Source organism: Cellulosimicrobium composti, assembly GCF_010287905.1.
In the GTDB taxonomy this organism is placed as follows: domain Bacteria; phylum Actinomycetota; class Actinomycetes; order Actinomycetales; family Cellulomonadaceae; genus Cellulosimicrobium; species Cellulosimicrobium composti.
On sequence record NZ_JAAFAN010000035.1, the window covers coordinates 23,360 to 45,398 of the forward strand.

The 22,039-nt window shown below is 73.9% G+C and carries 16 protein-coding genes; 12 read left to right on the forward strand and 4 right to left on the reverse strand.

Annotation, left to right across the window (positions count from 1 at the left end; all coding sequences use genetic code 11):
• Positions 1–34: 34 nt before the first annotated feature.
• Together GYH36_RS11455 and GYH36_RS11460 are read left to right on the forward strand one after the other, a co-directional pair.
• Complete coding sequence (locus GYH36_RS11455) at positions 35–484, forward strand: hypothetical protein (RefSeq protein WP_024841005.1); 450 nt, start codon at positions 35–37, stop codon at positions 482–484.
• Positions 485–600: 116 nt separating this feature from the next.
• Positions 601–1,179 (forward strand): pyridoxamine 5'-phosphate oxidase family protein, encoded by a 579-nt coding sequence (locus GYH36_RS11460; RefSeq protein WP_024841006.1) that lies wholly within the window; start codon positions 601–603, stop codon positions 1,177–1,179.
• A 36-nt stretch (positions 1,180–1,215) separates the two neighbouring features.
• Here the strand turns inward: GYH36_RS11460 and GYH36_RS11465 are convergent, their stop codons facing one another.
• A complete protein-coding gene (locus tag GYH36_RS11465) occupies positions 1,216–4,590 on the reverse strand; it encodes a discoidin domain-containing protein (RefSeq protein ID WP_162289904.1) in 3,375 nt (1,124 codons plus the stop codon).
• A 302-nt stretch (positions 4,591–4,892) separates the two neighbouring features.
• Between GYH36_RS11465 and GYH36_RS11470 the strand changes: the two genes are divergently transcribed.
• Complete coding sequence (locus GYH36_RS11470; protein ID WP_155098198.1) at positions 4,893–5,063, forward strand: hypothetical protein; 171 nt, start codon at positions 4,893–4,895, stop codon at positions 5,061–5,063.
• A gap of 6 nt (positions 5,064–5,069) precedes the next feature.
• Here GYH36_RS11470 and GYH36_RS11475 read toward each other — a convergent pair whose 3' ends face one another.
• Genes GYH36_RS11475 through GYH36_RS11485 form a run of 3 tightly spaced genes read right to left on the reverse strand, consistent with a single transcriptional unit; the run spans position 5,070 to position 7,169 of the window.
• Entirely contained in the window at positions 5,070–5,888 is an 819-nt protein-coding gene (locus GYH36_RS11475) for a ferredoxin reductase (protein WP_024841008.1), read from the reverse strand.
• On the reverse strand, positions 5,881–6,480 hold the full coding sequence (locus GYH36_RS11480; protein WP_024841009.1) for a sulfite oxidase-like oxidoreductase: 600 nt from the start codon (positions 6,478–6,480) through the stop codon (positions 5,881–5,883). The genes GYH36_RS11475 and GYH36_RS11480 overlap by 8 nt, the downstream gene beginning before the upstream one ends.
• 38 nt (positions 6,481–6,518) lie before the next feature.
• Positions 6,519–7,169, reverse strand: a complete 651-nt coding sequence (locus tag GYH36_RS11485; protein ID WP_312028602.1) for a TetR/AcrR family transcriptional regulator — start codon at positions 7,167–7,169, stop codon at positions 6,519–6,521.
• Positions 7,170–7,321: 152 nt separating this feature from the next.
• Between GYH36_RS11485 and GYH36_RS11490 the strand changes: the two genes are divergently transcribed.
• From GYH36_RS11490 to GYH36_RS11530, 9 genes are all read left to right on the forward strand, one after another.
• Complete coding sequence (locus GYH36_RS11490; RefSeq protein ID WP_162289905.1) at positions 7,322–8,620, forward strand: glycosyltransferase; 1,299 nt, start codon at positions 7,322–7,324, stop codon at positions 8,618–8,620.
• 19 nt (positions 8,621–8,639) lie between these two features.
• Entirely contained in the window at positions 8,640–9,182 is a 543-nt protein-coding gene (locus tag GYH36_RS11495) for a DapH/DapD/GlmU-related protein (RefSeq protein ID WP_024841012.1), read from the forward strand.
• Between the two features lie 194 nt (positions 9,183–9,376).
• Positions 9,377–10,405, forward strand: a complete 1,029-nt coding sequence (locus GYH36_RS11500; protein WP_162289906.1) for a LacI family DNA-binding transcriptional regulator — start codon at positions 9,377–9,379, stop codon at positions 10,403–10,405.
• Positions 10,406–10,493: 88 nt separating this feature from the next.
• Positions 10,494–11,759: a sugar ABC transporter substrate-binding protein gene (locus tag GYH36_RS11505; protein WP_162289907.1), complete on the forward strand. Its 1,266-nt coding sequence runs from the start codon at positions 10,494–10,496 to the stop codon at positions 11,757–11,759.
• Positions 11,760–11,813: 54 nt separating this feature from the next.
• A complete protein-coding gene (locus tag GYH36_RS11510; RefSeq protein ID WP_024841015.1) occupies positions 11,814–12,794 on the forward strand; it encodes a carbohydrate ABC transporter permease in 981 nt (326 codons plus the stop codon).
• The gene (locus tag GYH36_RS11515) at positions 12,791–13,609 is read left to right on the forward strand and encodes a carbohydrate ABC transporter permease (protein ID WP_024841016.1); all 819 of its coding nucleotides are present in this window, start codon (positions 12,791–12,793) and stop codon (positions 13,607–13,609) included. The genes GYH36_RS11510 and GYH36_RS11515 overlap by 4 nt, the downstream gene beginning before the upstream one ends.
• 45 nt (positions 13,610–13,654) lie before the next feature.
• Positions 13,655–15,622 carry a glycoside hydrolase family 127 protein gene (locus tag GYH36_RS11520; RefSeq protein WP_024841017.1) on the forward strand — a complete coding sequence of 656 codons (1,968 nt, stop codon included), beginning with the start codon at positions 13,655–13,657 and terminating at the stop codon, positions 15,620–15,622.
• A gap of 31 nt (positions 15,623–15,653) precedes the next feature.
• Entirely contained in the window at positions 15,654–17,741 is a 2,088-nt protein-coding gene (locus GYH36_RS11525) for a glycoside hydrolase family 31 protein (RefSeq protein ID WP_312028603.1), read from the forward strand.
• A 245-nt stretch (positions 17,742–17,986) separates the two neighbouring features.
• The gene (locus GYH36_RS11530) at positions 17,987–21,895 is read left to right on the forward strand and encodes a LamG-like jellyroll fold domain-containing protein (protein WP_162289908.1); all 3,909 of its coding nucleotides are present in this window, start codon (positions 17,987–17,989) and stop codon (positions 21,893–21,895) included.
• Positions 21,896–22,039 lie beyond the last annotated feature (144 nt).

A 22,039-nucleotide genomic window follows, 5' to 3' on the forward strand; every position in this document is an offset into this window, starting at 1 on the left:
TGCGGGCCGGCGGGGCCGTGCCTAGCGTGGCGGCGTGAGCGACGACGACCCCCGTGACCTGCCGAGCCGTGCCGTGCCGGACGGCGTGAGCGACGCGACCGTCGACGCGCTCGGCGCGCTGAGCGAGGCGCTGGAGACGACGGAGCGCGCCCGGGGCCACCTCTACACGTTCCACCAGCTCACGGGCGAGGCCGACCTCGCGCTCGGCGAGGCCGTCGAGAAGCTGCGCGCCGCCGGGCACGCGGACGTCGCGGACCGGATCGCGACCGACCTCGTGGGGCGCAACGTCATCCCCGGGCACTGGACGTTCCAGGTCGTCGAGGCGTACGACGACACCTACTGGTCGGTGTTCCGCGAGCACGAGCGTGCCGCGCGCGAGGCGCTCGCGGGTGGCGCGCGGCACCTGTTCGAGGCGCGGATGAAGCAGGAACGACGCACGGCAGGGCGCGCGGGCCACGAGGCGGCGCCCGAGGACGTCCGGTAGGCCCGGCGTCGGTCCCCGCCCGCACGCCGACCGGGCACGGGTCGCGCCGGTCGCCGCGGCGCCGATGAGTTCCGGCGTGCTCGCCGGTCCGAGGGAGGACCGACGAGAGGATACGCATGAGCACCGCAGCCCAGCCCGCCGCACCCGCCGCCCCCGAGGGGACCCTGATCCCCGGCTTCAGCTCCCCGGGGGCGAGGCCCGTCGCGTGGGAGACCGTGCGCGGCGCGCTCGAACGGGCGGAGATCTCGTGGATCTCGACGGTGCGCCCCGACGGGCGCCCGCACGTCACGCCGCTCATGACGGTCGTCGCGGACGGGTGCCTCCACGTGACCACCGGCCCCGGCGAGCGCAAGGCGCGCAACCTCGCCCAGAACCCGCACGTGGTGGTGACGACGGGCACGAACGTGTTCGAGGACGCGCTCGACGTCGTCGTGGAGGGCACGGCCGTGCGCGTCACGGACGACGCGGCGCTGCGCCGCCTGGCCGAGCGGTGGCGCTGCAAGTACGGCGACGAGTGGACGTTCGACGTCGCGGACGGGGCGTTCGTGCACGACGGCGACCCGGCGCTCGTGTTCGCGGTGCGGCCCGAGGTCGTGTTCGCGTACGAGCGCACGGCCGAGCACGCGGCGATGCGGTGGCGGTTCGGGGACGCCGCGCCGGCCGGTGCCCCGGACGCACCGCAGCCCGCCTCGTGAGGCGGGCTGCGGCGTCGTGCGGGGTGGGTGCGGACGTCAGTTCCGCGTGATCGTGAACGTCGACGTCGTGTTCTCGATGTCCCGGTAGTTGCCCGAGAACGTGAGGTCGGTGAACGTCGCCGTGCCGACGGCCGGGCCCTGGCCCGGCTCCGGCATGGGGTTGACCCAGATGCCGAACCCGGACCGCGCGTCGTACTGGTCGCCGCTCTTCGTCGCGCCCGTGATGGTGACGTTCGTGAAGGTCGGGTTCTGGAACGTGTTCTGCGGCTGGCCGCCCACGTAGTTCGTCTGGAACATGATCCCGGAGTACGTCGGGTCGACGATGTCGAGGTTCCGCACCTCGATGTTCCCGAACGCCTTCGACGCCGAGAACATCCACACGGCCCCGAACACCTGGTCGCCCCAGAAGTGCCCGCCGGAGCGCACGACCGTCAGCCCGTCGAACACCGTCGGCGCGGGCCCGAAGCCCTCCATCGGGTACCCGAAGTCGAGCGAGCTGATCGTCACGCCCGAGTAGACGAGCGTGTCCGCGACGTAGATGTTCCGGAACGTGTTGTCCTGCCCGCCGTAGACCGCGAGCCCTGCGGCGCGCCAGGTGTTCGTCGAGGTGAGGTTCTCGAACACGTTGCCGCGTTGGCCGGAGCCGCCGTTGTCGGTGGCCGCGAAGAGCGCGAACGAGTCGTCGCCCGTGCCGCGCGCCTGGTTGTTGTGGACGTGGTTGTTCGCGCTGCCGTTCGTCATGTTGATCGCGTCGGCGAACGTGTTGCGGATGCGCGAGTTCTTGACCTCCGAGTCGTCCATGTTCGACGCCCAGAACATGCAGATCATGTGCTCGACCCAGATGTTGTCGATCGTCATGTTCTTCACGTCGGCGAAGTCGAACACCTTGCCCGGCCCGTCGATGCGCGACGTGTAGTTGCCGAAGTACGCGAAGTCGCGGAACGTCGAGCCGTTGGCGCTCGCCTCGGCGCGGAAGCCGACATCGGTGTTCTCCTGGCTCTGCGGCGCGAAGAACCGCGTGAACCACGGGCCCGCCCCGACGACGTCGACGGCCTTGCCGTAGACCTGGAACTTGTTCGCGGTCTGGTAGTCGCCCGCGGGGAGGTAGACGCCGTCGAGCGTCCCGGTCGTGTCTATGCGGACCCGGTCGAGCGCGTCCTGGACGTCCTGGTGCGTGAAGCCCGTGGGCTGCGTGTACCGCTCCGGGTCGGGGTTCGACTGCGGCGTCGCGAGCTCGAGGTCGACGAAGTCGATCGCGTACTGCGACGTGTTCTGCGCCGTCTTCTGCAGGCGGATCGTCGAGCCCGCGGGGACGGTCGTGCCGAGCAGCGTGCTGGCCTCGTCGTAGACGTGGCGCGGCGCGCCCTGGCCCGGCTGGTTGCCGGGGTTGGTCTCGTTCCCGTAGAGCCACGCGTAGCGCGACGTGAGGTCGATGTTCTTGAGGAACTGGCCGTCGACGAAGATCGCGAGCGTCGCGTCCGTGCCGCCGCCACCCGCCGCGTCGGGGATGGAGAAGCGGGTCAGGAGCGTGTTCGTCGGCGCCTTGGTGGTCCACTCGACGTACGCGCCGGTCTGGTCGAGCGTGACCGCCCGACGGCCCGACGCCTCGCCCGCGAGGTCGCCCACGACGCGGTTCGGCGCGAGCACCGTCGCGCCGCCGCCCGTGACGCCGTCCTCCGCCTCGTAGGTGTCGAACGGCAGGTTCGCGCCCCGCCCGACGAAGAGCGGGCGGGTCGCGGTGTTGTTCGCCTGCTTGGCCGCGACCTCGGTCGGGTCGGGGGCCGCGACGACCTGGACGTCGTAGGTGCCGTCCGCGGCGGTCCACGTGCCGAGGGACACGCTCGCGCTGCTCGCGCCCGCGGCGATCGCTCCGCTCACGGAGCCGGTGAGGGTGCGCACGACGGCGCCCGTCGCGGTGTTCGTCACGGTCACCGTGAGGCCGTGCGCACCGGACGAGGTCGCGACGTTGCCCTGGTTGGCGAGCGTCGCGGAGAAGCTCACGGTGCTGCCCGCGGCGGGGCTCGTGGGGGACCACGTGACGGTCGGGACGAGGTCGGAGCTGGGGACGGCGGTCACGACGAGCGGCGTCGGGTTCGTGTACGCGTTGTTGCTCTCGTCCTGCTCGGCGACCGTGCCGCCGGCGTCGGCGACCGCGCCGATCGTGTAGCTCGCGGCGGGGCGCGCGCCGACGTCCGCCGTGACGGTGGCCTCGACCCCGGCGGCGAGCGCACCGACCGGCTCCGTCGCGACGGTCTGCCCGTCGAGCGTGAACGCGACGTCCGTCGCGGCGGACCCCTGGGTGCCGATGTTCCGCACGACGGCGGAGAGCGTGACGGCCTGCGACTCCAGCGGTGACGCGGGGGTCGCGGTGACGCCCGTGACGACGAGGTCGGGGTTGGGCGCGGCGGTGCCGAACACCTGGAGCTCGGCGACCTGCCCGTTGCCCGAGCCGGTGTTGCCCGTGAACCGCAGACGCACGTCCTTCGCGGTACCCGTCACGGGGACGGTCACGGTGTTGCCCGTGCCCGGCGAGAACGCGTGGGCGGCGGACGCCGCGAGCGTCTGCCACGCCCCGGCCGCGGACTCGCGGCCCTGGACCTCGAACGTCTGGGTGCGCGGGCCCCACGCCGCCGCGGGCGGGAGCTTCACGACGACGGCGGTGAGCTCGGCCGCGGCGTCGAGCGACACCGTGAGCGTGCTCGGGTACTGGCCGCCCGCGCCCTCCCAGTAGGTCGACGTGTCGTCGTCGGTCGCGTTCGCCGCGACGTACTGCCACTCGGTCGAGGACGCCGCGGCGGGCCGGCCCGACGCGAGGTTCGAGCCCGTCGGCCCGCCCGGGTCGCCGGGGTCGCCGGGGTCGGTGGTTCCGGCGGTCCCGCGCACCCGGAGCTCCGAGAGCTGGGCCGCCGGCCAGCCGGTGTTCGCGGTGACGTGCACGCGGACGTACCGCGCCGACGTGTCCGGCACGTCCACGGTCACGGTGTTGCCCGACGCCGGGTCGAACGTGTACGCCTGGCTCGCGGTGAGCGTCGTGAAGGCCGCGCCGTCCGTGCTCGCCTGCACGCTCAGCGTCTGCTGCCGCGCCTCCCACCCGGCGGGGAGCGTGAGCACGACGTCCTCGACGGCGGCGGGGGAGCCGAGGTCGACCTGCGCCCACTGCGGGAACGTGGAGTTCGTCGACTCCCAGTAGGTGCTCGGGTCGCCGTCCGTGAGGTTCTCGGACAGGTACGGCGCGTTGTTGCTGCTCGCGGCCGTCGGCTTCCCGGCGGACAGCACGGTGGGCGCCGCGGTCGCCGTCGTGGTGAGGCCGAGCGGGACGAGCAGGGCGGTCGCCGTCGCCGTGGCGGCGAGGAGGCGGAGCCCGCGGCGCGGCGCGCGGGTGCGGTTCGACGTGCTGGGTCGATGTCTCATCGATGTCCTCGATCTCCCGTCCTCGTCGACGGGTGTCAGGCCGCGCCGGGGCGGTCCCGCACCGGACCGGGTGCCCGGGTCGGAGGACGGCCCTGCGGCGCACGTCCGGCGTGAGGCCGGATGGCTCGGGTCAGTACCTTCGAGAATTGCGATCCTGCTGTGCCGCACCGCACAACAGAGTGTTGATTTCTTGCATCAACTCGCAAGAACGCTACTGGCGCGGTGCGGGGCCGTCAAGGGACGGCGCGGGCGCGCGGAGGGTCGGCCGCGGTCCGTGCCGCCCGGCGGGCTAGGGTCCGGGCATGGGAATCGGGCCGATCTACCCGCTGCTGATCCTGCTCTACGTCGCGGTGCTCGCGACGATCGCCGTCCTGGTGATCTGGGCGCTGGTCCTCACGATCCGACTGCTGCGCAGCGTGCTCGCGGAGCGCGACGCGCGGGCCCGGGCCGGCTGGGCGCCGCCGCCCGCGTAGCGGCCGTCAGTCCGCGGCCGGCCCGAACCGCTCGGTCCGGATCCGTGCCGGGTCGTGCCCGAGCGAGACGAGCTGCCGGGCGAGGGCCTCGACGAAGCCCGTGGGTCCGCACACGAAGCAGGCCGGCTCGATCTCGGCGGGCCAGCCCCACGCGGCGAGCTCGCGGCGCTCGAGGCGCCCCGGCCCCCGGACGGAGCCGAGCGGCGTCGAGCGCGTGTAGACGACCTGCACGTCGAGACCGTCGTGCGCGGCGACGAGCCGGTCGAGGTCGTCGACGTAGAGGCGGTCCTCGGGCCGGCGCACCGAGTACACGAGCCGGAAGGGCGTGCGGTCGCCCGCCTCGCGCCGCGTGCGGAGCATCGCCATGAGGGGCACGAGCCCGGACCCGCCGGCCGCGAGCAGCACGGGCGTCCCGGCGTCGCGCTCGGGCGACCACACGAACCAGCCCCCGACGGGTCCACGGAGCTCGATCGCGTCGCCCACGGCGAACACGTCGGTGAGGTACGTCGAGACCTCGCCCCCGGCCACGCGCTGGACGGTGAGCTCGACGCGCGCGGGCGCGGCGCCGTCGAGCGCGCTGCCCTCGGGGACCGTCGAGCGCGTCGCGGCGCTCCCGACCGAGTAGCTCCGCTCGGCGCGGTAGCCGTCGGGCGCGGTGAGGCGCAGGTCCACGTGCTGCCCGGCCATGTGGCCCGGCCAGTGCGCCACCTCGAGCACGAGCGTGCGCGCGGACGGGCTCTCCGCCCACGCGTCGACGAGCGTCGCGACCTGCCAGCCCGACGGCCGCGCGTACCGGGCGCCGAGCCGGGCGGGCGCCTCAGTCACCCTGGTACCTCTGCTCGCGCCACGGGTCGCCGAGGTCGTGGTACCCCAGGCGCTCCCAGAAGCCCTGCCGGTCCATGGGCATGAGCGTGATGCTGTTGACCCACTTCGCGGACTTCCAGAAGTACAGGTGCGGCACGAGCAGCCGTGCCGGGCCGCCGTGGACCGGGTGGAGCGGCGCGCCGTCGAACGTGTGCGCGATCCACGCCTTGCCGCCCAGGAGCTCTGAGACCGGGAGGTTGGTCGTGTAGCCGCCGTAGGAGCCGACCATCGCGAAGTCGGCCGTCGACTCGACCTCGGCGAGGAGCGTGTCGAGCGAGACGCCGCGCCACGTCGTGCCGAACTTGGACCAGCGGGTCACGCAGTGGATGTCGACGGTGGGCTCGTCCTGGGGGAGCGCCATGAGCTCCGCCCACGACCACGAGCGCGTCACGCCGGTCTCGGTCGTGACGTCGAGGCGCCACGACGCGGTGTCGAGGCGCGGTGTGGGCCCGGCCGAGAGCACGGGGAACCCCGTCTCGACGTACTGGCCCGGCGGGAGTGCCACGCCCTGCGGACGCGGCCGGCCGTGGAAGCCGGGGGTGAGGGTGCTCATGGCACACGGTAGGCGCCACGAGCCGCGACGCGCCAGGGTCAGGTCGCGACGTCCGCGCCGGGCGGGGCCGCGACGAGGCGCACGACGGCGTCGCGCAGCCAGGCCCGGTAGCGCGCGGCGGACCAGCCCGCGCCCACCACGAAGTGCGTGTACCCCTCGACCCCGAGCAGGTAGGAGAGCGACTCGGCGGCCTCGTCGCGCGGCGCGTACGGGTGGAAGCCGTGGGCCTCGAGCACGTCGACGCTCGCGCGCAGGTCGGCCCGGCGGCGCTCGAGAAGCGCGTCGAGCTCCGCCGCGACCGCCTCGTCGCCGCGCGCGGCCGACGTGAAGGCGGACCAGAGACCGCTCACGCGCGCGTTCGCCGCCGCGACGAGGTCGACGAGGCCGTCGAGGAACGCCTCGGGGTCGCTCGTCGCGGCGACCGCGCGGCCTTCGGGGCGCGCGGCGAGCGACTCCTTGCCCTCCGACCCGGCGAACGTGAGCTCGAACGCGGCGAGCAGCAGCGCGCGCTTGGGGCCGTGCGCCTTGACCGTCTCCAGCGAGACGCCCGCGCGCTCGGCGATGCGCGCGAGGGTCGTGCGCTCGTAGCCGCGGTCGGCGAGCTCCTCGGCCGCGGCGCGCACGACGCGCTCGCGCGTCCGGGCGGCCTGCTCGGCGCGGAGGTCGGACGTGTACGCACGGGGGACCACTATTGACTACCCTTCTAGGGTGATGAATACTCCTGACGGTTGATCGATCCTCTCACACGCCGCCTCCCCCGCGGCATCCCGCGCAGACGGCCCGGTCCTGCGCCCGTCCCGTTCCCTCGGCGCACCCGCGCCGTCCGAGAGAGGCACCACCGATGGCCAGCGTCCTGCTCTGCTCCACCCCCGTGCACGCGCACGTCACGCCCCTGCTCGCGGTCACCCGCGCGCTCGTCGCGCGCGGGCACGACGTCCGCTTCCTCACCGGCGCCCGGTTCGCCGCCGCCGCCCAGGCCGCGGGCGCCGAGCACGTGCCGCTCCCGGCGGAGGCCGACTTCGACGACCTCGACCTCGCCGGAGCGTTCCCCGGCCGCGCCGGGCGCACCGGGCTCGACGCGATCCGGCACGACATGCTCGAGATCTTCGTGCGGCCCGGTGCCGCGCAGCACCGCGCGGTGCTCGACGCGCTCTCGCGCCGGCGTGCGGACGCGGTGCTCGTCGAGCCCCTGTTCCTCGGCGCGATGGCGCTCGTCGCCACCCCGGCCGACCGACGGCCGCCCGTGCTCACGCTCGGCATCGTGCCGCTCGGGCTCAGGAGCGAGCGCACGGCCCCGTTCGGGCTCGGCGTGCTGCCCGCGCGCGGCCGGCTCGGCGTCCTGCGCAACCGCGCGCTGTACCGGTTCGTCGAGCGCGTCGCGTTCGCGGAGCCGCAGCGGGCGGCGCAGGAGATGGTCCGGGCCGCGGGCGTGGAGCCGAACGGCACGTTCTTCCTCGGCTGGCCGGCCGACGCGGACGCCGTCGTGCAGCTCACGGTGGCCGAGCTCGAGTACCCGCGACCGGACGTCACGACGCCGGTCCGGTTCGTCGGCCCGCCGCGCCCGGCGCCCTCGGACGGCACGCTCCCGCCGTGGTGGGGCGACCTCGACACGCGCCGGCCGGTCGTGCACGTCACGCAGGGCACCGTGGCGAACGAGGACCCGACCCAGCTCCTGGTCCCGACCCTGCGCGCGCTCGCCGACGAGGACGTGCTCGTCGTCGCCGCGACGGGCGGCCGCCCCGTCGAGGCGCTCGGCGCGCTGCCCGCGAACGCGCGCGCGGCCGAGTACCTCCCGTACGACGCGCTGCTCCCGCGCACGTCGGTCCTCGTGACGAACGGCGGCTACGGGGGCGTGCACCACGCGCTGCGGCACGGCGTGCCCGTCGTCGTCGCCGGAAAGACGGAGGACAAGGCGGAGGTCGCGGCCCGCGTCGCGTGGACCGGGACGGGCGTGCGGCTGCGGACCAGCACGCCGCGACCCGCCCAGGTGCGACGCGCGGTGCGCCGCCTGCTCGACGACCCGGCCTACGCCCGGGCGAGCGCGGCGCTCGGCGAGCGGATCGCCGCCTCGCCGGGCGAGGACGGCGTGGTCGACGTCGTCGAGGAGGTCGTCGCCGCGCGGGAGGCGGTCGCGCGCTGACGTGCGGCAGGATCGGGGGATGCCCGGCGACCTGCTCCTGAGGATCCAGAGCCCCGAGTTCCGCGCGATGTCCGAGCGCGTGCTGCGCGCGACCGAGCTCACGTCGCGGCTCAACGTCCTGCCGTTCGACGACGAGGACGGCCGGGCGCGCCTGCTCGAGCAGATCCTCGGGCGTCCCCTGCCGCCGCGCGTGACGATCTACCCGCCGTTCTTCACCGACCACGGGCTGAACCTCGACCTCGCCGAGCGGGTCTTCGTCAACCAGAACTGCACGTTCCTCGACTACGCGGGCATCCGGCTCGCGGAGCGCGTCATGGTCGCGCCGCGGGTCACGTTCGTGACCGTCGGGCACCCCGTCGACACCGACGACCGCAAGGTCTGGCTGACCGGCGGGCCCATCGACGTGCACGAGAACGTGTGGATCGGCGCGGGCGCGACGATCCTGCCGGGCGTGACGATCGGGCGGGACGCCGTCGTGGCCGCCGGCGCGGTGGTCGCCGAGGACGTCCCGCCGCGCACCCTGGTGACCGGGACCAAGGCGGCCGTGCGACGCGCCTGGTGAGCCGACGGCCGAGCCGCCCGCCGAGCTGCTCGGAGACCACGACGCCTGCACGCTGACGGGCCCGTCCACCCCGGTGACGGGCGAATCGGTTCGACGATCGGGCGCTCGTGCCGCGGAAACACGCCAAGAACTTGGGCTTGCGCGGATGTTGACGCTCGCGCTACTGTCGAACCGGTTCGACCAGAGGAGGCACAGTGGCCACCATCGGAGACGTCGCCCGGGTCGCGGGGGTCTCGCGCAGCACGGCGTCGTACGCGCTCTCGGGGAAGAGGGCGATCTCGGCGGACGTGCGCCGTCGCGTCGAGGACGCCGTCCGGACGCTCGGGTACACGCCCAACGCCGGGGCGCGCGCGCTCGCCACGACGCGCACGATGGTCATCGGGCTCCTCGCGCAGTTCCTCCCGGACGAGTTCGCGCCCGCGATGCTCCAGTACATGCTCGGCGTCTCCGACACCGCGCGCGAGCACGGCTACGACATCCTGCTCGCCACCGACGCCGACGGGACCCGCGCGCTGCGCCGCATGACGGACTCGCGCATGGTCGACGGCGTCGTCCTGCTCAACGTCGCCGAGCACGACGAGCGCCTGCCGATCCTGCGGGCCGCGCCCCAGCCGGGCGCACTCGTCGGCCTGCCCGCGGACTGCACGGGCGTCGACGTGTTCGACCTCGACTTCGAGGAGGCCGGCCGCCTCATGGTCGACCACCTCCACCGCCTCGGGCACCGCGAGGTCGTGCTCGTCTCGCAGCCCGAGCACGTCGTCGAGCGCGGTGGCGCGTACGTGTGGCGCCTCCAGAACGCCGCGGTCGAGGCCGCGCGGGCGCGCGGCGTCGTCCTGCACGCCACGTACGCGTCGTCGGGCCAGCCCGAGGTCGGCCGTGAGCTCCACGCGCTGCTCGACGCGCACCCGCGGGCCACCGGCCTGGTCATCAACAACGAGGCGGCAGCGGCCGCCCTGCCCACCGTCCTGCACGACCGCGGCCTGTCCGCGCCGCGGGACCTGTCCGTCGTCGGGCGCTACTCGGACGAGTTCGCCCGCACGTTCTCCCTGCCCTTCTCCTCGGTCGAGTCCGCGCCGGACCGCCTGGGCCGCATGGCCGTGCGCCAGCTCGTGCGGCGCATCGAGGGGGAGGTCGGGGCCGACGAGCCGCACGTCGTGCGGTTCGTCTCGCCAGAGCTCGTCGACCGGGGAAGCACGGGGGCGCCCCGGCGCACCGGGGCCTAGGCCCCGACCGCCCCGCCGACCGACGGCGGGCGCGGACGCAAGGAGGTCGTCGGCGTCGTCGACCGACTCGTTCAAGGAGGAACCCGAGATGCACCACACGCGCCGCAAGCCGGTCACCCTGGTGACCGCCGTCCTCGGCACCGCGACCCTCGCCCTCGTCGGGGCGTGCTCGTCCGGTGGGGCCGGGGGCGGGCAGGCGTCCGGCGGGGACAGCACCACCTACACGTGGTGGGACCCGTACCCGCAGCACGACGCGTCGTCCGACTGGGAGGCGCGCGTCCAGCAGTGCGGCGAGGAGGCCGGCGTCACCATCCAGCGCACCGCGTACGACACGACGGCGCTGACGAACCAGGCGCTGCTGTCGGCGCAGGAGGGCACGTCGCCCGACGTCATCCTGCTCGACAACCCGGCCGTCTCGACGCTCGCCGACACCGGCATGCTCACCACGATGGACGAGTTCGGCCTCGACACGGCCGACGTGGACGCGAACCTGCTCGACGCCGGCGTGGTGGACGGCGAGACGTACGGCATCCCCATCGGGGCCAACACGCTCGCGCTCTACTACAACAAGGAGATCCTCGACGCCGCGGGCGTCGACCCCGCGTCGATCACCGACTGGGCGTCGCTCACCGCCGCGCTCGAGGCCGTGACGGGTGCCGGGCACAAGGGCATCACGTTCGCGGGCATCGGCACCGAGGAGGGCTCGTTCCAGTTCCTGCCGTGGTTCTGGGGCGCGGGCGCCGACCTCACCCAGCTCGACTCGCCCGAGGCCGTCGAGGCGCTCGAGCTGTGGAAGGGCTGGCTCGACGCGGGCTACGCGCCGAACTCGGTCATCCAGAACTCGCAGAACACGACGTGGGAGGAGTTCCTCACCGGGGACTTCGCGTTCGTGGAGAACGGCACGTGGCAGGTCAACAGCGCCGCCGAGGCGGACTTCGAGACGGGCGTCGTGCAGCTCCCCGCGAAGGACGGCGGCGTCGCGCCCGCGCCCACGGGCGGCGAGTTCATCGTCGCGCCCGTGCAGTCCGACGAGGGCCGCTACGAGGTGACGCGCCAGATCGTCGAGTGCATGACGACGCCCGAGGGCTTCGTCGAGACGGCGAACACGTTCGCGTACTACGTGCCGCCGACGGAGGAGGGCCAGGAGCAGCTCCTCGCGGAGTCGCCCGAGCTCGAGACGTGGGTCGAGGCCGTGCGCAGCGCGAAGGGCCGCACGAGCGACAACCTCGGGACTGACTACCCGAAGATCTCCGAGGCGCTGTGGACCGCGGTCCAGAACGCGCTGTCCGGCTCCGCGACGCCGCAGGAGGCGCTCTCGGCCGCGCAGGCCGACGCCGAGGCCGCGACGAGCTGACCATGTGCGACGCACGTCGCATGTGAACGATCACAGGACTGACGAAGGATGACCATGACCACCCTCCCGACCGCCGTCGGGACGCGCGAGGACGCCGGGGGAGCGGCGGGCAGCACGCCCGCCGCCCCCTCGGGGCCGCGCCGCCGACGGGGACCGAGCGCGAGCCAGTGGGCCGCCGTGGGCTTCGCCGCCCCGCTGCTCGTGTACCTGGTGCTCTTCTACGCGTACCCGCTGTGGCGCAACGTCGACCTCAGCCTGCACGACTACACGATCCGCGCGTTCGTCCAGGGCGACCCGGAGTTCGTGGGCCTCGACAACTTCGCGGCGGTGTTCGCGTCGTCGACGTTCCCCGCGGCGCTGTGGAACACCGCGTTCTTCACGGTCGTGTCGATCGCGTTCCAGTTCACGATCGGCCTCGCGCTCGCGGTCTTCTTCCGGTCGAGCTTCCGGCTGTCGGGCTTCCTGCGCGCGCTGTTCCTCGTGCCGTGGCTGCTGCCCCTCATCGTGTCGTCGTCCACGTGGGCGTGGATGCTCAACAGCGACAACGGCATCGTCAACTCGGTGCTCGAGTCGTTCGGGATCGGACAGATCAACTGGCTCACGTCGCCCGACACCGCGCTGATCGCCGTGACGATCGCCAACATCTGGCTCGGCATCCCGTTCAACCTCGTGATCCTCTACTCCGGGCTGCAGAACGTCCCGGGCGAGGTCTACGAGGCGGCGTCGCTCGACGGCGCGGGCGCGTGGCGCCAGTTCCGCAGCATCACGCTGCCCCTCCTGCGGCCCGTCTCCGCGATCACGATCCTGCTCGGGCTCATCTACACGCTCAAGGTCGTCGACGTCATCTGGATCATGACGACGGGCGGCCCGGGCAACGCGTCCACGACGTTCGCCGTGTGGTCCTACCGCGAGGCGTTCGGCACCGGGCAGCCCGACTTCTCGCCCGCCGCCGCCGTCGGCAACATCCTCATCCTCGTCGCGCTCGTCTTCGGGTTCCTGCACCTGCAGCTCCAGCGCCGTCAGGAGGCGTCATGACCGCGACCCGCCCGTGGTGGAAGACCGTCCTCGGCGTCGTCTTCACCGCCCTCATGCTGTTCCCCGTCTACTGGATGGTGAACGTCTCCCTCACCCGCACGAGGGACCTGCGCGCCGACCCGCCGCACTGGTTCCCCTGGGCCCCGACGCTCGAGGGCTACGAGGCCGTCCTCGCGCAGCAGCTCCCCGCGCTCGGCACGAGCCTGCTCGTCGGGGCGGGGTGCGTCGTCCTCACCGTCGCGATCGCCGCGCCCGCCGGGTACGCGCTCGCGCTGCTCAACCTCCGCGGCGGCAAGACCCTGAGCTTCCTGCTGCTCGTCGCGCAGATGATCCCGGCCGTCGTCATGGCGATGGGGTTCTACGCCATCTACGTGCGGCTCGGGCTGCTCAACACGGTCGGCGGCCTCATCGTCGCCGACTCGACGATCGCCGTCCCGTTCGGCGTGCTCCTGTACACCGCGTTCATGTCCGGCATCCCGCGCGAGCTCCTCCAGGCCGCGCGCGTCGACGGCGCGGGCCCCTGGCGCACGTTCGTCTCGGTCGTGCTGCCCGTGAGCCGCAACTCCACCGTGACCGTCGCGCTCTTCGCGTTCCTGTGGGCGTGGTCCGACTTCATCTTCGCGTCGACGCTCAACCGGAACGGCAGCCTCGTGCCGATCACGCTCGGCATCTACAGCTACATCGGGAACAACACGACCCAGTGGAACGCCATCATGGCGACCGCCGTCGTCGCGTCCGTGCCCGCCGCCGTGCTCCTCGTGCTCGCGCAGCGCTTCGTCGCCGCGGGCGTCACCGCCGGGGCCGTCAAGGACTGATCCGTCCCGCCCCGCAGCCCCCGCACCTCGTCAGAAGGACCGACCGTGACAGACCGCTCCACCACGACCGCCACCGCCGTCGCCCGCCCGGGCGGGACCGCGCTCCTCGCCGACCCCGCGGCGCGCCCCGTCCAGCCGCCGACGCGCGGACGCCGCGGGCTCGGCGTCGGCGAGGTCCGGCTCGACGGCGGCTTCTGGGGCGACCTGCAGGAGACCAACGCCCGCGCGACCATCGACCACTGCGAGCAGTGGATGGAGCGGCTCGGCTGGATCGCGAGCTTCGACGCCGTCGCGCACGGCACGACGGGCGGCCACCGGCCGGGGTGGCAGTTCTCCGACTCGGAGGTCTACAAGCTGCTCGAGGCGATGGCGTGGGAGCTCGCGCGCTCCGACGAGGCGGCGCTCGCGGCGCGGTACGACCGGCTCGTCGAGCGGGTCGCCGCCGCGCAGGACGACGACGGCTACCTCAACACGTGCTTCGGCCACGCCGGCCAGCCGGGTCGCTGGACGGACCTCGAGCGCGGGCACGAGCTGTACTGCGTGGGCCACCTGCTCCAGGCGGCCGTCGCGCGCGTGCGCACCGCGGGAGAGGACCTGCTGGTGCAGGTCGCGCGGCGCGCGGCGGATCTCGTGTGCCGCGAGTTCGGCCCGGACGGGCGTGCCGGCATCTGCGGGCACCCGGAGATCGAGGTGGGCCTCGCGGAGCTCGGCCGCGCGCTCGGCGAGCCGCGCTACACCGAGCAGGCGCGCGTCTTCGTGGAGCGTCGCGGCCACGGCACGCTCGCCCCGATCCCGCTCCTGAGCCCCGCGTACTTCCAGGACGACGTCCCGGTGCGCGAGGCCGACGTGTGGCGCGGGCACGCCGTGCGCGCCCTCTACCTCGCCGCGGGCGCGGTCGACGTCGCGGTGGACACGGGCGACGACGAGTTGCTCGGCGCGGTCGTGCGGCAGTGGGAGCGCACCGTCGAGCGGCGCACCTACCTCACGGGCGGCATGGGCTCGCGGCACCAGGACGAGGGGTTCGGCGACGACTGGGAGCTGCCCGCGGACCGCGCGTACTGCGAGACGTGCGCGGGGATCGCCTCGGCCATGGTCTCGTGGCGGCTCTACCTCGCGACGGGCGACGTGCGGTACGCGGACCTCATGGAGCGCACCTACCTCAACGTCGTGGCCACGTCCCCGCGGGCCGACGGCCGCGCGTTCTTCTACGCCAACCCGCTGCAGCAGCGCGTCGCGGGGCAGGACGTCGCCGCGGACGCGGAGAACCCGCGGGCCGAGGGCGGGGTCCGCGCGCCCTGGTTCGACGTGTCGTGCTGCCCGACGAACGTCGCGCGCACCCTCGCGTCGTGGCAGGCGTACGTCGCGTCCGTCGACGGTGACGAGCTGTCCCTGCTCCAGCACGCCGCGTGCGACGTGGACGTCGCGCTCGACGCGGGCGGACGGCTCGCCGTGCGCGTGACGACCGAGTACCCGGCCGACGGCGTCGTGCGCGTCGAGGTCCTCGACGCCCCCGGGCGCGAGGTCGCGCTGCGCCTGCGCGTGCCGTCCTGGGCGCACGGCGCGACGCTCACCGGTCCCGACGGCGTCGCGCGGCTCGTCGCCCCGGGCTGGGCCGAGGTGCGGGGTGCGCTGGGCGCGGGGGACGTCGTCGTGCTCGACCTCCCGGTCGCGCCGCGGCTCACGTGGCCCGACCCGCGGATCGACGCCGTCCGGGGCTGCGTCGCCGTCGAGCGCGGGCCGGTCGTGCTGTGCCTCGAGTCCGTCGACCTGCCCGCGGGCGTGACCGTCGACGACGTGCGCGTCGACCCCGGCGTCGCTCCGCGCCCGCACGAGGACGGCGCCGTCGTGCGCGCCACCGTGGTCGCGCACCGCACCGACCGGTCGTCCCTGCCGTACCCGAGCGCCCCGCCCACCCCGGCGCCGCGCGACGAGGTCGACCTCGTGCTCGTGCCCTACCACCGGTGGGCCGAGCGCGGGCCGTCGACCATGCGCGTGTTCCTCCCCACCCTCTGACTCGAACCACCCACCTGTCGAAGGAGACCCGGTGACCACCGATCACCCGACCGAGAGCCCCGTGCGGGCCGACGGCACGCGCCTGGAGTGGCGCGGCGGCGGCGAGACGCTCGTCGTCGAGCCGTGGGGGCCCGACGCCGTGCGCGTCCGCGCGACCCTCATGGGGGACGTCGTGGACAGCGAGCACGCGCTCCTGCCGCGCGAGCAGGTCCCGCCCGCGCCCGACGCGCGCGTCGAGCTGCGCGCCGACGGCGCGACCCTCGTCACGGGCGCGCTGCGCGTCGAGCTCCGCGTCACGACGTGGTTCCACGAGCCCGTGGGGTACGAGCGCTCGCACTGCGAGGTCGCGTTCTACGACCGCGAGGGCCGCCAGCTCCTGCGCGAGCTCGACCGGGGCGGCTCGCTCGACCTCCAGGCGCGCCGGTTCCGCCCGCGCCTCGGCGGCGACCTCGAGCTCACGGCGTCGTTCGAGTCGGACCCCGACGAGAAGCTCTACGGGATGGGGCAGTACCAGCAGCACGTCCTCGACCTCAAGGGGTCGACGTTCGAGCTCGCGCACCGCAACTCCCAGGCGAGCGTGCCGTTCGTGCTGTCGAGCGCCGGGTACGGGTTCCTGTGGAACGACCCGGCGATCGGCCGGGCCACGTTCGCGCGCAACCGCACCGAGTGGCACGCGGAGGCGACGCGCCAGCTCGACTACTGGGTGACGGCCGGCGACACGCCCGCGCAGATCACGCGCGCGTACGCCGACGCGACCGGGCACGCGCCGATGATGCCGGAGCGGGGGCTCGGGTTCTGGCAGTGCAAGCTGCGGTACTGGAACGCGGACCAGCTCCTCGACGTCGCGCGCGAGCACCGCCGGCGCGGTCTGCCGCTCGACGTGATCGTCGCCGACTTCTTCCACTGGCCGCGCATGGGCGACTACCGGTTCGAGGAGGAGTTCTGGCCCGACCCGGCGGGGCTCGTCGCCGAGCTGCGCGAGCTCGGCGTCGAGCTCATGGTCTCCGTCTGGCCCCAGGTCTCGGTCGAGTCGGAGAACTACTCCCACCTGCGGCGCGAGAACCTCCTCGTGCGCGCCGAGCGCGGTCTCGACGTGCAGATGGCGTTCCAGGGGCCGAGCGCGTTCCTCGACGTGACGAACCCCGAGGCCCGGCGCTGGCTGTGGGAGACGTGCCGTCGCAACTACGGCAGCCTCGGGGTGCGCACGTTCTGGCTCGACGAGGCCGAGCCGGAGTACGGGGTCTACGACTTCGACGCCTACCGCTACCACCTCGGGTCGAACCTGCGGGTCGGCAACCTGTACCCGCAGCTCTACGCGCGCGCGTTCTGGGACGGGCAGCGCGCGGACGGCGAGGAGGAGGTGGTCAACCTCGTGCGGTGCGCGTGGGCGGGCAGCCAGCGGTACGGCGCGCTCGTGTGGTCCGGAGACATCAGCTCGACGTGGCAGGACATGGCCCGCCAGGTCACCGCGGGCATCCACATGGGGGTCGCGGGCATCCCGTGGTTCACCACGGACATCGGCGGGTTCCACCGCGGCGACGTCGCCGACCCGGCGTTCCACGAGCTCCTCGTGCGCTGGTTCCAGCTCGGCGCGTTCAGCCCGGTGATGCGCCTGCACGGCGACCGCCTGCCGTACGAGGACGTGACCGCCGCGGACGGCTCGCCCCGCCTGCGCTCGGGCGGGCCCAACGAGCTGTGGAGCTTCGGCGAGGACGTGTACCGCGTGCTGGAGCGCTACGTGCACCTGCGCGAGGCGCTGCGCCCGTACCTGCGCGACGTGATGCGCGCCGCGCACACGGACGGCCAGCCCGTCATGCGCGGGCTCTTCCACGACTTCCCGGACGACCCGCGCGCGTGGGACGTGGACGACCAGTTCCTCCTCGGCCCGGACGTCCTCGTGGCGCCGGTCCTGGAGGCCGGGGCGCGCGAGCGCGACGTCTGGCTGCCCGCGGGCGCGCGGTGGACCGACGCGGCGACCGGCGAGGTGCACGACGGCGGCCGGACGGTCCGCGCGCAGGCGCCGCTCGACGTCGTCCCCGTCTTCCTGCGCGACGGCGCGCTGGACCACGTCGTCGGCCGCACCACGGGCGCGGTCCCGCCGGGCGCACCCGTTCCCTGACGCGGTGGGGCGCGCGGTGCCGCGCGCCCCACCCCGTGCCCGGGACAGGCCGGTCGTCGAACCGGTTCGACCGCACCGGGCGCCCGGTGCCTCACCACCCACGGCACACACGAGACGAGCGGCAACGACGCCGCGAGCACGACCCGCACGACCCGCACGAGAGGAGGGACGCCCGGAAGGGCACGAGCTCGAACGACGACGTCCGAGCGTGCGCCGCGCGGCGCACCAGACGAGAGAGGTACTCGATGAAGAGCACGACATCGTCGCGGCGCACGCCGCGGCGGACGGCGGTCGCGCTGTCCACGACCCTGGCGCTCACGGCCGGGACGGTCGGCGGGGCGCTCGCCCTGCCCGCCGCGGCCGACACGCCCGCACCCGACCTGCACTACACGATGGACGACGTCACGGGGACGACGGTCCCCGACGCGTCCGGCAACGGCCTCGACGGGACCATCGCGGGCAACGCCTCGGTCGTCGACGTCGACGGCGACGCCGCCCTCGACCTCGCGGGCGGCACCGGCGGCGGCTACGTGACCCTGCCGCGCGGCGCGATCGACGGCGCGACCGACCTCACCGTCTCCGCACGCGTGCGCTGGGACGGGACGGGCGGCGCCTGGCAGCGCGTCTTCGACCTCGGCACGAACACCTCGCGCTACCTGTTCACCACGCCGTCGAACGGCGACGGTCGGCTGCGCACCGCGGTCACGACGAACGGCGGCGGCGGGGAGGCGCTGGTCACCGGCCACGGGCCGCTCGAGGCGGGCGACTGGGTCACGCTGACCACCACGCTCGACACCACGGCAGGCCGGGTCACCACGTACCTCGACGGCGTCGCCGTCGGGTCGGCGCCGACGACGATCGTGGCGCGCGACCTGCTCACGTCGGGCGCCACGACCGCCGGGTACATCGGCCGCTCCTTCTACCCCGACCCCCTGTTCGACGGCGCGGTCGACGACTTCCGGGTCTACCGGTCCGCGCTGAGCGCGGAGCAGGTCGCGGAGCTCGTCGGCGACGACGTGCCGACCCTCACGGGACTGGCCGACGACGAGATCGAGGTCCGCACGACGCTCGGCGTCGCGCCCGACCTCCCCGCGGTCGTCCGCGGGTCGTTCTCCGACGGCTACGACCGCGACGTCAGCGTGACGTGGGACGAGGTCGCGCCCGAGCAGTACGCGTCGACCGGGACCTTCACCGTGTCGGGCGACGCCGCGGGCCTCGCCGTCTCCGCCGAGGTCACGGTGCACCGCGGCGAGCTGCGCGTCGACCTCGGCACGGACACGGGCGAGTTCCTCGGCGGTGCGTCCGGGACGCTCTACGGGCTCTACGGTCCCGGCCTCCCGTCGGACAACCTCATCGAGGGGATGAGCCTGCGCACGGTCTCCACCAAGGCGCAGGACGGCCCGCAGCACCCGGGCGCGGACGCGCTGGAGGTCGTCCGGCCGCTCGCCGACGCCACGGACGGCGACGTGTACGTCTACATGACGGACATCCACCGCGGGTTCCCGTACCAGTGGCCGGGCGACACGCCCGAGGAGAGGTTCGGCACCTACCTCGACAAGATCGGCACGCAGGTCGACCAGGTGCTCCAGCTGCCCGAGGAGTACCAGGACAACGTCGTGCTCGTGCCGTTCAACGAGCCCGAGGGCAACATGTTCGGCACCGGGGAGTGGAGCTACGACGGCGTGAGCTGGCTCGACGACCCGACCGACTACTTCGCCGCCTGGGACGAGACGTACGCGCTCATCAAGGGCAAGATGCCGGACGCCCGCATCGCGGGCCCCAACACGAGCATCCTGTACGGCCAGGTCCGCGACTACCTCGAGCACACCGTCGCCGCCGGGACCGTGCCCGACGTCATGACGTGGCACGAGCTCTCCCACCCGCAGGCGATCCGTGAGTCCGTCGCGCGGTACCGCGGCTGGGAGGCGGAGGTCTTCGCGGGCACGGACCTCGAGGGCACGCAGCTGCCGATCAACATCAACGAGTACGCGTTCAACTACCACACCTCCGTCCCCGGGCAGATGGTCCAGTGGGTCTCCGCGATCGAGGACGCCAAGGTCGACGCGGACATCGCCTACTGGAACATCGACGGCAACCTCTCCGACTCGGCCGTCCAGTCCGACCGCGGCAACGGGCAGTGGTGGCTGCTGAACGCCTACGCCGCGATGAGCGGGCACACCGTCGAGGTGACGCCGCCGTTCCCCGGTGAGAACTACACGCTCCAGGGCCTCGCGACCCTCGACGAGGACCGCGCCGTCGCGCGGACGCTCCTCGGCGGTGCCGACGGTCCCGCGCCGGTCGAGCTCGTGAACGTCCCCGACGACGTGTTCGGCGACGAGGTGCGCGCGTTCGTCCGCGAGATCCCGTGGACCGGGCAGATCGGCGACTCCGCGCAGCCGCGCCACCTCGCCGAGCTCACGCTCCCCGTGGTCGACGGGACGGTCGTCGTCGAGTTCGACGGCGAGACGCTCCCCGTGCTCAAGGAGTCGTCGGCGTACGAGATCGTCGTGACGCCGGCCGGTGCCGGTCGCTCCACGACCACCGCGCCCACCGTGTGGGAGGGCAGCTACGAGGCCGAGGACGCCGCGCACTCCGGCACCGGCCACAGCGTCAACGGCCCCGAGGGCTCGCCCGCGGACGTCGGCAAGTTCTACACGTCGGGCGGCTACGACGTCGGCGGCCTGCGCACCGGCTCGGACGTCGTGCTCGACTTCGAGGTCACCGTCCCGCAGGACGGCACCTACGACCTCTCGGTCTTCGCGAACAGCCTCAACACCTACGGGCTCGTGCAGGAGCAGGGTCCGACGAACGTGTTCGTGCGGGTCGACGGCGAGCAGGAGCAGGAGATCCACCTCCCGCTCGGCTACAAGTGGGTCGTGTGGGACCACGCCGACACGACGGTCGAGCTCACGGCCGGGACGCACACCGTCTCGCTCGCCGCGCAGAGCACCGAGGGCGCCGGCGCGACGCAGGGTGACGCGATCGTCGACCGCATCACGCTGTCCCTCGCGGACCCCGGCGCCGCGACGTCCGTCTACGAGGCGGAGCTCGCCCGGTCCGAGGGCGGCGAGCCCGTGTACACCGCGCCCGACGGCGTGGCGAGCGACGAGATCTCCGGCTCCGGCGGCGTCGAGCTCGCGGAGGGCGAGACCGTCACGTTCTGGGTGTACGGCGCGAGCGACGCGGAGGCGACGCTCGACGTCGACCTCCTCGCGGGCGGCGACGGCACGCTCACGGTCAACGGGCACGACGTGCTCGACCTGTCCGACGGCCGCCAGGTCGCCGCGCACCTGTACGGCGGCGTGAACAAGGTGACCGTCACGGGCGGGGCGACCCCGCTCGTGGTCGACCGGCTCACGGTCGGCCCGGGGCAGGGCGTCCTGCCGACGACCGAGTACCAAGCGGAGGACGCCCGGCTCGTCGGCACCGCGGCCCCGGTCGAGCTGTCGCTCGCCGAGGGCGGTGTCGCGGTGCAGGGCGTCGGAGGCGAGCCCGGCAACGGCAACACGCTGACCTTCGACGTCACCGTGGCCGAGGCCGGGACCTACGCGATGGTCGTCCGGTACTCGAACCCCGAGCAGTCGGTCGCCTCGCACTACAACCCCGACCCCGTCGCGCGCCGGGCGGACCTGACGGTCAACGGCACGGCGGCCGGCTCGGTGCTCTTCCCGCACACCTTCCACCAGAACAACTTCTGGGAGCGGACGGTGCCCGTCGTGCTCGAGGCGGGGGAGAACACCGTCGAGCTGTCCTCGTCCGAGGCCCCGAACTTCGACGGCGAGACCTACGCGTCCGACGTGTGGTCCGGGATCCTCCTGCGCTCCGAGCAGGCGCCGATCGTCGACCGCATCATCGTGTCGCCGCTCGCGGCGCCGGCCGGTGACCCGGCCGGCCCGGTCGAGGTCACCGTCCAGGCGCGGTGCCTCGCGGGCACGGCCTACGTCGCGGTCCGGGCGACCAACACGTCCGACGCGGCGGTGCCCGTGGAGCTCGCAACCCCGTACGGGACGCGCGCGGCCGACGCCGTCCGGCCCGGCGCGAGCCTCTACCAGGCGTTCGCCGTCCGTGCCGCGACGGTCGACGCCGGCGAGGCGACCGTGACCGCGGGCGGCGTCACCACGACGCACGCGTTCGACGGGACCGACTGCTCCTGACGCGTCCCGGCGGCGGGGGCGGTGCTGCCCCCGCCGCCGGGCCCGGGGGGCCCCCCCCCCGGGGGGGGCCGGGCCCCGGGCGCCCCGGGGCCGGGCCCCCCCGGCCGGCCGGGGGGGGGGGGGCCCGCCCCCCCGGCCCCCCGG

What these genes read in the sequence shown, in the direction of transcription:
- GYH36_RS11460 (WP_024841006.1), top strand. Translation starts at nt 601, where the DNA reads ATGAGCACCGCAGCCCAGCCCGCCGCACCCGCCGCCCCCGAGGGGACC.
- GYH36_RS11465 (WP_162289904.1), bottom strand. Translation starts at nt 4,590, where the DNA reads ATGAGACATCGACCCAGCACGTCGAACCGCACCCGCGCGCCGCGCCGC.
- GYH36_RS11470 (WP_155098198.1), top strand. Translation starts at nt 4,893, where the DNA reads ATGGGAATCGGGCCGATCTACCCGCTGCTGATCCTGCTCTACGTCGCG.
- GYH36_RS11480 (WP_024841009.1), bottom strand. Translation starts at nt 6,480, where the DNA reads ATGAGCACCCTCACCCCCGGCTTCCACGGCCGGCCGCGTCCGCAGGGC.
- GYH36_RS11490 (WP_162289905.1), top strand. Translation starts at nt 7,322, where the DNA reads ATGGCCAGCGTCCTGCTCTGCTCCACCCCCGTGCACGCGCACGTCACG.
- GYH36_RS11495 (WP_024841012.1), top strand. Translation starts at nt 8,640, where the DNA reads ATGCCCGGCGACCTGCTCCTGAGGATCCAGAGCCCCGAGTTCCGCGCG.
- GYH36_RS11505 (WP_162289907.1), top strand. Translation starts at nt 10,494, where the DNA reads ATGCACCACACGCGCCGCAAGCCGGTCACCCTGGTGACCGCCGTCCTC.
- GYH36_RS11510 (WP_024841015.1), top strand. Translation starts at nt 11,814, where the DNA reads ATGACCACCCTCCCGACCGCCGTCGGGACGCGCGAGGACGCCGGGGGA.
- GYH36_RS11515 (WP_024841016.1), top strand. Translation starts at nt 12,791, where the DNA reads ATGACCGCGACCCGCCCGTGGTGGAAGACCGTCCTCGGCGTCGTCTTC.
- GYH36_RS11530 (WP_162289908.1), top strand. Translation starts at nt 17,987, where the DNA reads ATGAAGAGCACGACATCGTCGCGGCGCACGCCGCGGCGGACGGCGGTC.